The sequence below is a fragment of the Curtobacterium sp. 'Ferrero' genome (assembly GCF_002412165.1).
Classification (GTDB): Bacteria; Actinomycetota; Actinomycetes; order Actinomycetales; family Microbacteriaceae; genus Curtobacterium.
This window is the reverse complement of the sequence record NZ_NXIA01000011.1, coordinates 21610-34779: the sequence shown is the minus strand read 5'-3', so window position 1 is coordinate 34779 and position 13170 is coordinate 21610. Positions and strand designations below refer to the sequence as shown.

At 71.8% G+C, this 13170-nt stretch carries 15 protein-coding genes; 6 read left to right on the top strand and 9 right to left on the bottom strand.

Features of this window, described 5'->3' with window-relative positions; translation table 11 throughout:
• Positions 1-2 precede the first annotated feature (2 nt).
• The 9 genes from fliF to Csp2054_RS10785 all read right to left on the bottom strand — a co-directional run bounded on the left by fliF (position 3) and on the right by Csp2054_RS10785 (position 7242).
• Complete coding sequence (gene fliF, locus Csp2054_RS10825; protein ID WP_096899331.1) at positions 3-1679, bottom strand: flagellar basal-body MS-ring/collar protein FliF; 1677 nt, start codon at positions 1677-1679, stop codon at positions 3-5.
• Complete coding sequence (fliE, locus tag Csp2054_RS10820) at positions 1679-2029, bottom strand: flagellar hook-basal body complex protein FliE (protein ID WP_176491661.1); 351 nt, start codon at positions 2027-2029, stop codon at positions 1679-1681. The genes fliF and fliE overlap by 1 nt, the downstream gene beginning before the upstream one ends.
• On the bottom strand, positions 2029-2424 hold the full coding sequence (locus tag Csp2054_RS10815) for a flagellar basal body rod protein FlgC (RefSeq protein ID WP_096899330.1): 396 nt from the start codon (positions 2422-2424) through the stop codon (positions 2029-2031). Before Csp2054_RS10815 ends, fliE begins: the two co-directional genes overlap by 1 nt.
• Positions 2421-2765: a flagellar basal body rod protein FlgB gene (locus tag Csp2054_RS10810; protein ID WP_096899329.1), complete on the bottom strand. Its 345-nt coding sequence runs from the start codon at positions 2763-2765 to the stop codon at positions 2421-2423. The genes Csp2054_RS10815 and Csp2054_RS10810 overlap by 4 nt, the downstream gene beginning before the upstream one ends.
• 321 nt (positions 2766-3086) lie before the next feature.
• Positions 3087-3374, bottom strand: coding sequence for a hypothetical protein (locus Csp2054_RS10805; protein WP_217990908.1), 288 nt, complete (start codon positions 3372-3374; stop codon positions 3087-3089).
• A 31-nt stretch (positions 3375-3405) separates the two neighbouring features.
• Entirely contained in the window at positions 3406-3879 is a 474-nt protein-coding gene (fliS, locus tag Csp2054_RS10800) for a flagellar export chaperone FliS (RefSeq protein ID WP_096899327.1), read from the bottom strand.
• Between the two features lie 13 nt (positions 3880-3892).
• On the bottom strand, positions 3893-5302 hold the full coding sequence (gene fliD, locus Csp2054_RS10795) for a flagellar filament capping protein FliD (protein ID WP_096899326.1): 1410 nt from the start codon (positions 5300-5302) through the stop codon (positions 3893-3895).
• 159 nt (positions 5303-5461) lie between these two features.
• Positions 5462-6307 carry a flagellin gene (locus Csp2054_RS10790; RefSeq protein WP_217990907.1) on the bottom strand — a complete coding sequence of 282 codons (846 nt, stop codon included), beginning with the start codon at positions 6305-6307 and terminating at the stop codon, positions 5462-5464.
• A 116-nt stretch (positions 6308-6423) separates the two neighbouring features.
• Positions 6424-7242 carry a sigma-70 family RNA polymerase sigma factor gene (locus Csp2054_RS10785; RefSeq protein ID WP_096899324.1) on the bottom strand — a complete coding sequence of 273 codons (819 nt, stop codon included), beginning with the start codon at positions 7240-7242 and terminating at the stop codon, positions 6424-6426.
• Between the two features lie 460 nt (positions 7243-7702).
• Between Csp2054_RS10785 and flgN the strand changes: the two genes are divergently transcribed.
• The 6 genes from flgN to Csp2054_RS10755 all read left to right on the top strand — a co-directional run bounded on the left by flgN (position 7703) and on the right by Csp2054_RS10755 (position 13169).
• Positions 7703-8188 carry a flagellar export chaperone FlgN gene (gene flgN, locus Csp2054_RS10780; RefSeq protein WP_096899419.1) on the top strand — a complete coding sequence of 162 codons (486 nt, stop codon included), beginning with the start codon at positions 7703-7705 and terminating at the stop codon, positions 8186-8188.
• Positions 8189-8190: 2 nt separating this feature from the next.
• Positions 8191-9612, top strand: a complete 1422-nt coding sequence (flgK, locus tag Csp2054_RS10775; protein ID WP_096899323.1) for a flagellar hook-associated protein FlgK — start codon at positions 8191-8193, stop codon at positions 9610-9612.
• A 2-nt stretch (positions 9613-9614) separates the two neighbouring features.
• The gene (locus tag Csp2054_RS10770; RefSeq protein ID WP_096899322.1) at positions 9615-10496 is read left to right on the top strand and encodes a flagellin; all 882 of its coding nucleotides are present in this window, start codon (positions 9615-9617) and stop codon (positions 10494-10496) included.
• A complete protein-coding gene (locus tag Csp2054_RS10765; protein ID WP_096899321.1) occupies positions 10493-10858 on the top strand; it encodes a flagellar assembly protein FliW in 366 nt (121 codons plus the stop codon). Before Csp2054_RS10770 ends, Csp2054_RS10765 begins: the two co-directional genes overlap by 4 nt.
• Positions 10859-11139: 281 nt before the next feature.
• Positions 11140-12063, top strand: a complete 924-nt coding sequence (locus tag Csp2054_RS10760; protein ID WP_096899320.1) for a hypothetical protein — start codon at positions 11140-11142, stop codon at positions 12061-12063.
• 116 nt (positions 12064-12179) lie between these two features.
• Positions 12180-13169, top strand: coding sequence for a hypothetical protein (locus tag Csp2054_RS10755; RefSeq protein WP_176491660.1), 990 nt, complete (start codon positions 12180-12182; stop codon positions 13167-13169).
• Position 13170: the final 1 nt, after the last annotated feature.

Here is a 13170-nt window from a genome sequence, read left to right as displayed (position 1 = left end):
GCTCACACCGGTGCCCGGTCGTCGAGGAGGCCGCGCAGCAGGTCGGCGGTGCGCTTCGGGTCGCGCTCGGCGAGGGCCTGGATGTCCTGGCGGCGGCGCTCGGCCGAGATGTCCTCGGAGGTGAGCACCTCGGTCGGCGGCTCGTCCGCGGGCAGCGTCGGCAGGGCGACCGTCGGCGCGTCCCCGGCCCCGACGGCCCCGCGCTCGGCGGCGCCGTCGACGGCGAGGGGCAGCTGGAACGTGTCGCCGGCGAACGCGTCGAGCTCGCCGAGGTCGACCGCCTCCCGCTCCTGACGACGTCCGCGGCGGAGCAGGAAGAACACGATCGTCAGCAGTGCGAGGAGCGCCCCGACCACGATGCCGACGGTCCGGATCGACGACCAGATCTGCGCCTGCTGGTCGGCCTGCTGCTGCGCCTTGAGGGCCTTGGCGGCAGCGGCGGCGGCGCTCGTGTCGAAGTCCATCATCGCGACCGCGACCTTGTCGCCACGGGTCGGGTCGATGCCCGCCGCCCGCGACACGAGGTCGTTGATGCTCTGCAGGTTCGCGTTCTGCACGCTCGCGGCCTTCGAGTTGAGTGCGACCGAGATCGACTGGTTCTCGAGCGCACCGGCGGGGATCTGCGTCGTCTCGGTGGTGTGGTCGACGGCGTTGTTCTTCGTCGCGGACTCGTTGGTGTAGCCGCCGGTGCCGGTGCCGGTCGTCGCGGTGCCGTTCGGGACCGCGATGTTGTCCGGTCCGAGCACCCCCGTCGCGCCGCTCGACGCCCCTGCGCCGGAGCCCGAGCCGTACTGCTCGGTGCTGCTCGACTCGTTCAGGGCGACCGGCCCGGTGGTCGGCGACGTGTACGTCTCCGCGGTCTTCGTGCCCGTGTTCTGGTTCATCGTCGCGGACACGACGACCGTCGCGTTGCCGACACCGAGCGTCGTGTCGAGCAGGTCCTGGATCTTCTTGCTCGTCGTCTGGTCGTAGTCCGCCGCCTGGTCCGCGCCGGAGCCGGTCGCGCCCGTGCCGACGGCCGAGAGCGTCTGGCCCTTCGAGTCGACCACCGAGACGTCGGTGGGCTGCATGCCCTCGACCGCGGCGCTCGTCAGGTGCACGATCGCCTGCACCTGGTCCGGCGTGAGCTGGGCGCCGTTCTTCGTCGCGATGAAGACGGACGCCGTCGGGTCCTTCTCCTCGGACACGAAGACGGTCTTCTCCGGGATCGCGAGCTGCACCGAGGCGGTCTGCACCCCGTCCATCGCCATGATCGTCTTCGCGAGCTCACCCTCGATCGCCCGCTTGTAGGTGACGTTCTGCTGGAACTCCGAGCTCGTCACGCCCATCTGGTCGAGCAGCGAGTAGCCGCCCTCGTTCGACGACGGCAGCCCGTTCGACGCCGCCTTGAGCCGCTCCGAGTACACCGAGCCCTGCGGCACGAGGATCGTCGCCCCGCCGTCGGTGAGCTGGTACGGCACCCCGTCGGTCTGGAGCTGGTCGGTCACACTCGCGGCGTCGGCAGCGGCGAGCCCGGTGAAGAGCGGCGCGTAGGACGCCTTGCCGAGCCAGCTGGCGAGGGCGATGCCGCCGAGCACGAGCGCCGCGACGACGAGGATCGCGATGGTGCGCTGCGCGGCGCTGAACCCCTTGACGTACGCGGCGAGGCTCGCCCACACGTTCTTGACCGCGGCGGGCATCAGGCCTGCATCCGCATGATCTCGTTGAACGCGTCGACGCCCTTGTTGCGGACGGCGGCGACGAGCTCGAGGGTGACCTGCGCGCGGGTGGCGGCGATCGTGGCGTCGTGGATGTCGTCGAGGTTGCCGGTGACCGCCTTGAGCGCGAGCGTCTTCGAGTCGCTCTGGAGCTGCTGGAGACCGTCGACGGCGCCCGCGAGGCTCGCGGCGAAGCCGTCGCCGGACGTCGCGGCCGTGGCCCCGATCCCGGTCGCCCCTGTTCCGCTCGCACCGGTTGCGGCGTCGGTCGCGCCGGCGAAGGCGCGGGTCATCGCGTTGGTGGTCACACCGTTCACGGCGTCGATGGGCATCAGTTCTTCCCGATCTGCAGTGCCGCCTCGTAGGCGGTCTTGGCACGGTCGACCACGGCGGCGTTCGCCTGGTAGCCGCGCTGGGCCATGATGAGGTCCGCCATCTGCGTGCCGAGGTCGATGTCCGGCATGCGGACGTAGCCCTCTGCGTTCGCGAGCGGGTTGTCCGGGTCGTAGGTCACCCGGCCGGCGGCGCTGCCGAACGCGGCGCCCTTGACGTAGGCGCCGGAGACACCGGCACCCTCCTGGACCTCGACGTAGCGGGCCTGGAACGCGGAGTCGTCCATCGACCGGACCGTGTTGACGTTGGCGATGTTGTCCGAGATCGCGTCGAGCCACTTCCGGTGCACGGTCATGCCGGTGCTCGCGATGCCGATCGCGTCGAAGGTGGTCACGACGTGGTCCGCATCGCCGCACGGACACTCGTGAGCTCGCTGTTCATCGCCTGCGTCGCGAACTGGTACCGGAGCACTGTGTCGACGTTCGAGAGCGTCTCCTCGTCGAGGTTGACGTTGTTGCCGTTCTGGTTCGTCGGCTCGAGGCTCCGCGCGATGGTCGGTGTGGTCGCACCGTCGCCGTCGACGATCGACTGCGCGAGGGCGTCCTCGAAGCGGACCTTCTCGGCGTGGTAGTTCGGGGTGTTGATGTTCGCGATGTTGTTCGCGATCACGCGCTGGCGCATCGACAGCCCGTCGAGGGCACTCTGCAGCGCGGCGCTCGTCACGGAATCGAACACGGTCGGACCGTCCCCTTCGTGGCGGCGTCCCCTGCAGACGTCGCCGGTTGGCGGTGGCCGATCCCTGGCCGGTGGTCGAGCGATCCGTGCTCACGGGGCGCTGTCGGCACCGCCCGGCGCCCGCGTTAGCCGCTGCCCCGAACGGGGGGCGGGGCCCAGATCACGAGGCGCGGGCGTTTCGACAGTCCGCCCGTCGATCGACCCGCGCGCCGTCGCTGCATGCACGCGCACACACCCTGATCTCACGCCCGCGACGAACCACCCGTCGTTCGACGCGAGCGCCGTCGCACCGCATGCTCCCCGTGTAGCGGGCCGGCGCGCCTAGGCGGACGCGTCGAGGTACACGGCGCCGAGCGGCTCCCGCGTCGCGTCCACGGCGCGGAGCGCACCCAGGTGCTCCAGCACGGCCGCGCGCTCGGCCTCCAGGGTCCGCATCCGGTCCCGCTGCGCGGCCAGCAGCCGGGAGGCACGACCCACCAGGTCGCGCGGCAACGGACCCAGCCCGGTCGGCTCGGTCCAGGTCGCCGATGTGAGCGAGTCCGCGGGCGCGGGTCCGTCCGCCGACCCAGCCGCCTGCCCGGCCGCGTCCTGCTCCAGGGAGGTGAGCAAGGCCTCCCACCCGGCCCGGAGGGCGCCGTCGTCAGGCGACACCGAGCGCACCGCCAGCGCTGTGACCGGTGGCCGGGGTCGCGGGGAGCGACGCGGCGGCCTCGTGCCAGGACTGCCGGAGCGGCTCGAGCAGCCGGATGCAGTCCCGGGTGGCCTGGACGTCGCGGTGCACGTTCGCGGTGATGAGCGACGTCGAGGCGTAGTTGTAGATGGCGAGGAGGCCCTCGCCGCCGTCCCACACGTCGATGCGGAGGGTCGAGGAGAGCTCCCCGACGATGGCCTGGGCGTGCAGGAGCTGGTCGCGTGCAGCGTCCCAGTCCGCGATGGATTGCGCGGCCTCGGCACGGTGCAGGTCGAGCAGGAGCCGGTCGTAGAGCATCGTGACGAGCTGCGCCGGGGTCGCGGAGAGCACGGCCTCGTTCGTGTACTGGGCACGACGCTGCTCGGTGACGGTGCGGGGCTGCGCGGCCTGGCGGAACGCTGCGGCCTGGAAGTCGTAGGTCATGGTGGGTCCCTCGTCAGCTCGACAGCGTCGCGAGCTGGCTCGTGAGCCACGCCGACTGCGACTGCAGCGAGCTGAGGCTCGTCTCGAGTGCGGAGTACTGGGCCTGCAGGGTCGCGCGGCGCTGCGCGAGCCGGTCGGTCCAGCTGTCGATCTGGGCGTTCAGGTCCTTCACGACCGACTGCTGCCCGGTGATCGCGGTGGTGATCGAGCCCGTGTACTTGTCCGACGCGGTGGACGCGACGGTGTTCACGGCGCCGGCGATGCCGGACAGGATCGCCTGCGTGCCCTCCGGGTCGGTCGCGAGGGCCTGCTGGAAGGCGTCGGCGTCGAACGAGAAGTCACCGTCGCGGGTGATCGAGATGCCGATCGACGAGGGCGACTTGCCGTTCACCGGTGCGGCCATCGCCGAGGTCAGCGCCTGCACGGCCGAGCGGGTCGTGGCGTCGCCGAGCAGCACGCCGGCGGTGGTGCTCGTCGTGCCGGTCGTCGGGCTCGTGGTGCTCGTGACGCCCGTGTTCGTGTCGTAGTACTTCGTGACGGCGTTCATCGCGTCGACGAGCCCGGACGCCACGGCCTGCGCCTTGGTGGTGTCCTGCGCGACCGTGACGGTCACCGGGTCGGTCGTGGTCTGCGACACGGTGACGCCGATGCCCGGCAGCAGGTCCGTGAACGTGTTCGAGGCGCTCGTCACCGTCTGCGCCGCAGCGGTCCCGGCCCAGAGGGTGACACTGGCGTCGCGTGCCTGCGTGACGACGGCGGCGCCGGTCTCGGCGAACACGTCGGTCGCGGTTCCGGCGGTGACGTCCGCGCCGGAGCCGCGGTACAGGCTGAAGGCTCCGGCGGAACCCGTCGCGGTCGACGTCACCTGCAGCCGGAAGAGCTTGGAGCCGTCGGAGGCGGTGCCGGCTGCGACCTTGGTCGCGGTGACGCCGGCGCCGGCCTTGTTGATCGCGGTCACGGTGTCGTCGAGCGACCCGGAGGCGGGGGTGACGGTCGTCTGCTTGCCGTCCGACCCGACGATGGTGAGCGGAGACGCGGCGGACGACCAGGTCGACATCGCGGCGGTCACCCCGACCTGGGCGGCCGCGGTCGCCCCGACGGTGAAGGTCACCGAGCCGGCGGCGGCGCTCGCCCCCGCGGTGGCGGTCACCGCGGCGGAGGAGGACGTGGCCGCGAAGACGTTGAGGGACGTCGCCTTCGCGGCGTCCGCGGTCTTCGTCGCGAGGGTCTGGACGAGCCCGTTGATGGTCTGCAGCGACGAGATGAACGAGTTGGTCGAGACGACCTTGTTCTGCAGGAGCGTCTGCGGGACGGCCTCGACCGACATCAGCGAGTTGATCAGGCTGGTGGTGTTGAGGCCGCTGACCAGGCCGTCGATCGCGAGGGACGAGCCCGAGGACGAGGACACCGACGAGGTGGACACGCGCGCTCCTTCAGACGGGACGACCGACGGGACGCCGGTCCGGACGACCGACCGGACGCCGGTCCGGATGACCGACCGGACGCCGGCCCGGACGATCGACGAGGGGGTGCGGTGCCCGCCGGAGCACCCGAACGGCTCCGGCGGACACCGCGGGGTTCACTAGCGGAGCAGCGAGAGCACACCCTGCGTGCTCTGGTTCGCCTGGGCGAGCATCGAGGTGCCGGCCTGGCTGAGGATGTTGTCGCGCGTGTACTTGACCATCTCCTCCGCCATGTCGACGTCCGTGATGCGGGAGCCCGCCGCGGTGAGGTTCTCCTTGGCCACGTTCGTCACGTTGATGGCGTGGTCGAAGCGGTTCTGGACGGCACCGATGTTCGAACGAGCGGTCGAGACGTTCTTGATCTGCGTGTCGATGGCCGTGATCGACGCCTGCGCGTCGGCCGCGGTGTCGAACTTCAGACCCGCGACGGCGGTCGCGACGGTCGAGACGTTCGCCCCGGACAGGTCCACGGTGATCTGGCTGGCCGCGTCACCGTTCGCACCGACCTGGAAGTTCAGCTTGCCGTCGCCTGCGCTGCCGGCGGTGCCGTCGAGCAGGTTGATGCCGTTGAAGTTGGTCGACTGCGAGATCCGGCCGAGCTCCGCGCTCAGCTGGGTGACCTCGGTCTGGATCGCCGTGCGCGAGTCCGCGTTGTTCGAGTCGTTGCCCGCCTGGACGGCGAGGTCACGGACGCGCTGGAGGATGGCGTGCGTCTCGGTGAGACCGCCTTCCGCCGTCTGCACGACCGAGATGCCGTCCTGGGCGTTGCGGGCGGCGACCGTGAGGCCACCGACCTGGGACTTCAGCCCCTCGGAGATCGACAGACCGGCCGCGTCGTCGGCAGCACGGTTGATGCGGAGACCCGACGAGAGCTTCTCGAGGGACTTCGACAGGTCGTTCTGCGTCGAGTTGAGGTTCCGGTACGTGTTGAGTGCCGAGAGGTTGGTGTTGATGGACATACCCATGGTGGTTTCCTCCGTGAAATCTGGGTCGTACGTCTGCCCGTCCGTGGGCTGACAACGGGCACTCTCGGCCGGTCGGCCGGAGCCGTTAGGGAATCGACGGAATTCCTTCCCGTCGACTACCCCGCCGCCGGCACCGGGGGTGCCGTGACGTCGTGGACGGCGCGCGCGACCCCGGCGGCCGCGTTCGCCGCGACCTTCGCGAGGTAGGCGCTGCGCCGGGCAGCGGTGGTGCGCGAGGCCGGCTCTGGAGCGGCACCGCCGTCGCCGTAGTGGGTGGCGAGGCCGTCGCGGAGCAGCCGCATCGCCTCCGACCGCTGCTGCGAGACCGCGGAGTGCGTGATGCCCAGCTCGGCAGCGACCTCGGTGACGGAGCGGTCGCCGAAGTACACCGCCTCGACGATGAACCGCATCCGCTCGGGCAGCGCCTCGACGGCGGCCCGCAGGTACCGGCGTCGCTCCGCCTCGAGCAGGTCGTCGCCGGGCAGCGCGGTCTCGGCGGCGAGGACGTCGTGCACGGTCTCGTCGATGGCCGTCACGGTCCGGCCCGCGTCGCTCATCGCGTCGGCGGCGGTCTGCCGGTCGACGCCCATCGCGTCGGCGATCTCCTGCACGCCGACCGAGCGCCCGAGCCGGGCGGACAGGGCCTCCTGCGTCGCGAGGGTCTCGCGGATGCGCTTGCGGGTGCCGCGGGACGCCCAGTCGGCGGACCGCATGTCGTCGGCGATCGCACCCGTGATCCGGGTCCTGGCGTAGGCACCGAACGGCACGCCGAGGGTGGGGTCGAACGCGTCGGCCGCGGCGACGAGCGCGAGCGAGCCGACGGCGGCGAGGTCGTCGCGGTCGAGGTGGGTGGCGCGGGCTCGGACGTCGGCGACGATGTAGCCGACGAGCGGGAGGTGCTCGACGATCATCGCGTTGCGTTCGGTGCGGTCCATGCTGCTGATCCCCTGGTCGACCTGCGTCTCACCCGTCCGTGGGCCTGCCCGTCGGTGGGCACGACGACGACCGGCCTCGGCAGGCCGGAACGGACGTCGAAGACCGCCCGGGTCCCTCCGGGCGGGTGCACCCGCGATCCTGATCGCGCGGTCCGGGTGTCCCCCGGTGTGCATTCCGAATGTATCGGCTGGCAATGCTCTGAACAGGCCCTCATGCGTACCCAGTGCGGGGGTGTCCCGCCGCTTTCCGGGTCGGCATTTGGGGGGACCGGGGACGTGGAACGGCACGTTCTGTCCCCCGTTCGCCGCTCGGCCGGGAGGCACGGGGTACGTCCGGCGGGCGCGTCACGACCGCCGGACGCACGCCTCGGCACGCACCGCGCTTACGGCGCGTCGCCTCGGGCCGATAGTCCCCGGTGTCCGCCACATGACGGACCGATCGACCACACGGGAGGAGCTGATGAGCGTGAACGACCTGTCCGCCGTCCTCTGGCGCGAGCGCGAACTGCTCGAACTGCTCACCTTCAAGCTCGAGGAGGAGCAGCTGCTGCTCGCCGCCGGGCGCTCCCGCTGGGTCTCGCACGCCAGCCGCGAGGTCGAGCAGGTCCTCGAGCGGCTCCGCAGCACCGGACTCGAGCGCGCCGCCTCGAGCGCCGCCGTCGCCGAGGAGTGGGGCGTCCCCGCCGACGCTCCCCTGCGGGACGTGGTCGCCGCGGCGCCGAACGGCCCCTGGGGCGAGATCCTCGCCGCGCACCTCACCGCGATGGTCGAGCTCACCACGCAGATCGGTGCGCTCCGCGACGAGAACGACCGCTTCCTCCGCGCCGCCGCGCACGCCACCGAGGAGACCCTCGCCGGCACCGTCACCGGCGCCGCAACGTACGACGCGTCGGGGTCGAGCGGCTCCGGCACCGACGGCGCCCGATTGTTCGAGGGGAACCTGTAGCCGTGGTCAGCACCTTCGGATCACTCGCGACCGCGGCCTCCGGCCTCGCCGCAGCCCGCGCCGGCATCGACGTGACCGGGCAGAACATCGCGAACGCCGGCACCGCCGGGTACACCCGGCAGCGCGTGACGCAGTCGTCGGTCCCCGCCGTCCAGACCGGGTTCATGCGTGGGACGGCAGCGCTCGCGGGTCAGGGCGTCTCGGTCGACGGGATCGCCCGGCTCGGTTCGCTGACGCTCGACGCGGGAGTGCGGCAGGCAGCGGGGTCGTCCGCGTACGCCGACGCCCGGGCGACCGCGCTCTCGGCGCTCGAGACCGGCCTGCACGAACCCGGCGACGACGGACTGTCGAACCGGCTCGACGCCTTCTGGTCGGCGTGGGGGCAGCTCGCCGCCCACCCCGACGACCCCGGAGCCGCCAGCACGCTCCTCGGTGCCGCGAACACCGTCGCGTCGACGCTGTCGAGCGGGTCGAAGGCCGTCGAGCAGCAGTGGGCGACCACCAGGACGACGGTCGCTGCACAGGTGACGCAGCTCAACGACGCCGCGAAGCAGGTCGCCGACCTCAACGGGCAGATCCGGTCCACGCTCGCCGGCGGCGGCAACGCGAACGAGCTCCTCGACCAGCGCGACCAGCTCACCGAACAGATCGCGACGCTCGCCGGCGGCACGGTCCGGACGAACGCCGACGGTACCGCCGACGTCCTCATCGGCGGCAACCCGATCGTGCAGGGCACCGACGCCCGCGCGGTGGCGCTCGGCGGTGCGACCTCGCTCCGCGACGGCACCGCCGTCACGCTCACGTGGACCTCGGGGTCCGCCGGGTCCGTGACGCTGTCCGGCGGCTCGATCGGCGGGAACCTCGCGCTCCTCGCCCCCGCCGACGGTCAGGGGACGGGCGGCGCCCTGGCCGAGGCCGCCGCCTCGTACGACAGCGTCGCGACGACGCTCGCGACCGCCGTCAACGCGGTGCACACGACGGGGACGACCCCGGCGGGCACCACCGGTGCGCCGTTCTTCGCCCTCGCCACCGGCGCCCCGGCAGCGCAGGGGCTCTCGGTCGTGCCGACCGGCGCGGACGGGCTGGCGACGCGGAACGCGTCGGGCGAGCTGGACGACTCGTTCGCCGACACGCTCTCGCGGCTCGGCGCAGCGACGGACGGCGCCGACGCCGCCTGGGCGAGGTTCGTGACGGGGGTGGGCAGTGCCTCCAGGACGGCCGCGTCCGAATCGACGCTGACCGGACTCGCCCTGACCAGCGCGCGCACCCAGCAGCAGTCCGGGGCGGGCGTCGACCTCGACGAGGAGAACGTCAACCTGCTGAGCTACCAGCACGCGTACCAGGGCGCGGCACGCGTCCTCACCGCCGTCGACGAGATGCTCGACACCCTCATCAACCGCGTCGGCCTCGTCGGCAGGAGCTGAACATGATCACCCGGGTGACCACCCAGATGTCGATGGCGACAGCCTCGGCTCGGCTGCAGGCCGGTGCGGCGAAGGTCGCGCAGCTCACCGACCAGGCCACGACGCTGAAGAACATCGCCAAGCCGTCGGACGACCCGGTCGGCACCGGTACGTCGATGCAGGTCCGCAAGGAGCAGGCCGCGAACGCGCAGTACGCCCGCAACGCGGACGACGCCGTCGGCTGGCTCGCCACGACCGACTCGACGCTGTCCTCGGTGTACTCGCTGCTGAACAACGTCCGCGACCTCACCGTGCAGGCGGCGAACTCCGGCACCATGAGCGACACCGACCGCGACGCCTTCATCACCGAGTTCCGGTCCTTGAAGACCGACATCGAGGGACGAGCCAACGACACGTACGGCACCAGGAACCTGTTCGCGGGCGCGTCGACCGCCTCGGGAGCCTACGACCCCACGACCGGGTGGACGGCCTCCGCGACCGCGGTCAGCCGTCGGGTCGGCGACGACCAGTCGGTCCGCGTCGACACCCCCGGGGCGTCCGTGTTCGGGGCGGGGTCGTTTTCGGTGTTCTCCGTGATCGACTCCATCGTGTCCGACCTGCAGAACGGCGTGAACGTGAACCCGAGGATCACCGACGTGGACGGCGCGATCGCCACGGTGCGGAGCGCCCAGGCCGACGTCGGCGTGCGGCACGCCACCGCCCTCGCCGCGCAGGACTCGCTGAAGACGCAGTCCGTCGCACTCGAGGGCCGTCGCTCCGGGGTGGAGGACAAGGACCTCGCGAAGGCCGTCCTCGACCTGCAGGTGCAGCAGACCAACTACCAGGCAGCACTGGCCGTCACGGCGAAGGTGCTGCAGCCGACCCTGATGGACTACCTCCGATGAGCATCGACCTGACCTTCCCCGTCCCGCCGTTCGGTCTCGGCGGCTCCGCGTTCACGCTCGTGCCGGTCGACGGCGCGGACGGGCTGTTCTCGCTCGTGGGCGACGGGGCCAGGCTGTTCCTGCTCGACGCGGCCGTGCACCTGCCGTCGTACGCACCGGAGCTGACGTCGGCGCAGGTCGACGTGCTCGGGCTGGCGGCGCCGGAGGACGCGATGCTGCTCGTCGTCGCGAACCCGGGCGAGGAGGGCACGACCGTCAACCTGCTCGCACCCGTGGTCGTGAACGCCCGCACGTCGGTCGGCGCGCAGCTCATCCTCGAGGACCAGGACTTCCCGCTGCGCGCCGAGCTCGCGCGCCGGTAGCGCGAGGCGCTGCCGCGCCCCCCGGTCCAGGCCCAGGCCCAGGAAACGCCCGCGCTTCGACGATCCACGTGTCGATCGACGAGCGTTTTGCCGGAAGATACACGCGCATCCGGAACGCGTGCATCTGCCGACGAAACACCCGTCGATCGTCCGGTGGTTCGTCGCACGTTCACGGGCGTGAGCTGGCCACGAGTCCTCCACAGGGGGCGTTCCCGACAGTCTCGTCCACCGTTCACAACGCTCCGCCAGACGCGGCACCCGTCGTCGGCGATGGTCGTCAGGTGAACCGAGCCTTCGACATCGACCTCATCCGGACACGCGGCCTGACGGGCGCGGAGCGGCGGACACTGGAACGTCGGGCCGCGGACGGCGTGTACGAACGCGTGCGGCCGGGTGTGCTGGTCCGAGCCCACACGCTCGCTGACCTCCGTGCCGACGAACGTCACGCCCTCCTCATCCGGGCAACCGCGCCGTACATCACCGAACCGTTCGTCCTCTCCCACGAGTCGGCGTGTGCCCTGCTCGGCCTGCCGGTCATCAGCGCCTGGCCCGACCGAGTGCACGCCGCCGACTCATCCACCGGGACGACTCGGGTCACTGCCCGGCTGACCCGTCACGGCGTCCGCGACCGCCCCGTCACCGCACACACCGAGGTCCTCGGGTTCCGGACGACCACGGCTGCCCGGACCGCGGTGGACATCGCATCGCGGCGGGCGACGCTCGTGGCCGTCCCGATCGTCGACCACGTCCTCCGGACGAACCAGACCACACGCGCGGCGTTGCAACAGGAACTCAGCAGACTCCAGACCGGCGGCACGAAGGCGCGAGCTGTCGTCGAGATGGCCTCGACGCTGTCCGGATCCCCGGCGGAGTCGATGTGTCGCGTCCGGTTCCGTCAGCTCGGCACGCCCGAGCCGGTGCAGCAGCACGGGTTCCATCGCTCGGGCGAACGATCGGCTGTGGTCGACTTCTGGTTCCCGGATCAGGGAGTCGTCGTCGAGGTCGACGGCCGCGCGAAGTACGAGGACCCGGACATGCTCGCGGGCTCGACGACCGCCGAGGCGCACTGGCGCGAGAAACAGCGCGAGGACTTCATCCGATCGTTCCCCGAGGTCCGGTTCGTGGTGCGACTGACCTGGACGGACCTGCTGCACCCCGAGCGGATCCGCGCGGCACTCCGTCGCGCGGGCGTCCCGTGCCGGTGACCGGGCGGGAGTCCCGCCCTGATGACCGTGCTGTGGCTCCCGCGCCGACGGCCGTACCGGGGCCCTGCCGATGACCGTGCGGAGGGCTCCCACCAGCGCGGCGTACGGTCTCCCGCATGGCCCGAGAGCACAAGGACGGCGCGATCATCCCGATGCCGGTCGCCCCGCTCGACCCCGACACCCGCGCGACGAACGGCACGGTCGATGCGACCAGTACCGGCACCGGCACCCCCGGTGGGTGGACGAAGTGGTTGGACCGGGTGCTCGACGTACAACGCCCGGTCGTGGTGGCGCACGTCAACCGGCTGCGACGGAAGCACCCGGACGCGAGCCCGGCCGAGATCATCCAGATCCTCGAACGGCAGTACCTCACCGCCGTCACCTCGGGAGGTGCCGCGGTCGGTGCCAGCGCGGTGATCCCCGGGGTCGGCATGGCGGCGGCCCTCGGACTGAGCGGGGCCGAGACCGTCGGGTTCCTCGAGACCACGGCGCTGTTCGCGCAGTCGGTGACGGAGGTGCACGGCATCGCCCTCGACGACCCCGAGCGGGCGCGGACGCTGGTGATGGCGATGATCCTCGGCACGCCGGGCACGCAACTGATCAAGCAGCTGGCCGGACAGGCCGCGGGCGGGCAGGCACGGACCGCGTTCTGGGGCGAGATGGTGACGGCCTCGCTGCCGAAGCAGGTCGTCTCCGGCATCGGCGGACAGGTACGCGACCAGTTCGTCCGTCGGTTCGCCGCGCGCCAGGGGTCGACGATCGTCGGACGTGCACTCCCGTTCGGGATCGGCGCAGCAGTGGGCGGGCTCGGCAACCACGCGCTCGGGCGTCGGGTGGTCCAGGCGTCACGCTCGGGCTTCGGTGTCCCGCCGGCGCACTTCCCCGTCGTCCTCGAGCCGGCAGCGGAGCCGACGCGGCGTGGCCGCAAGCGCCTCGAACCGGCGCCGCGCGACGCCGGCCGGAACGCTGACCGCGGCGCGGACGATGTCCGTGACGACCACGGCGACCAGGACCACGGCCGGAAGCGCGGGGCCCTGCCCTGGCGACGACAACGCGAGGATCTCTGGGCCGAGACGCCCGACCCGGGGCCCGCCGACCGCTCGTAGC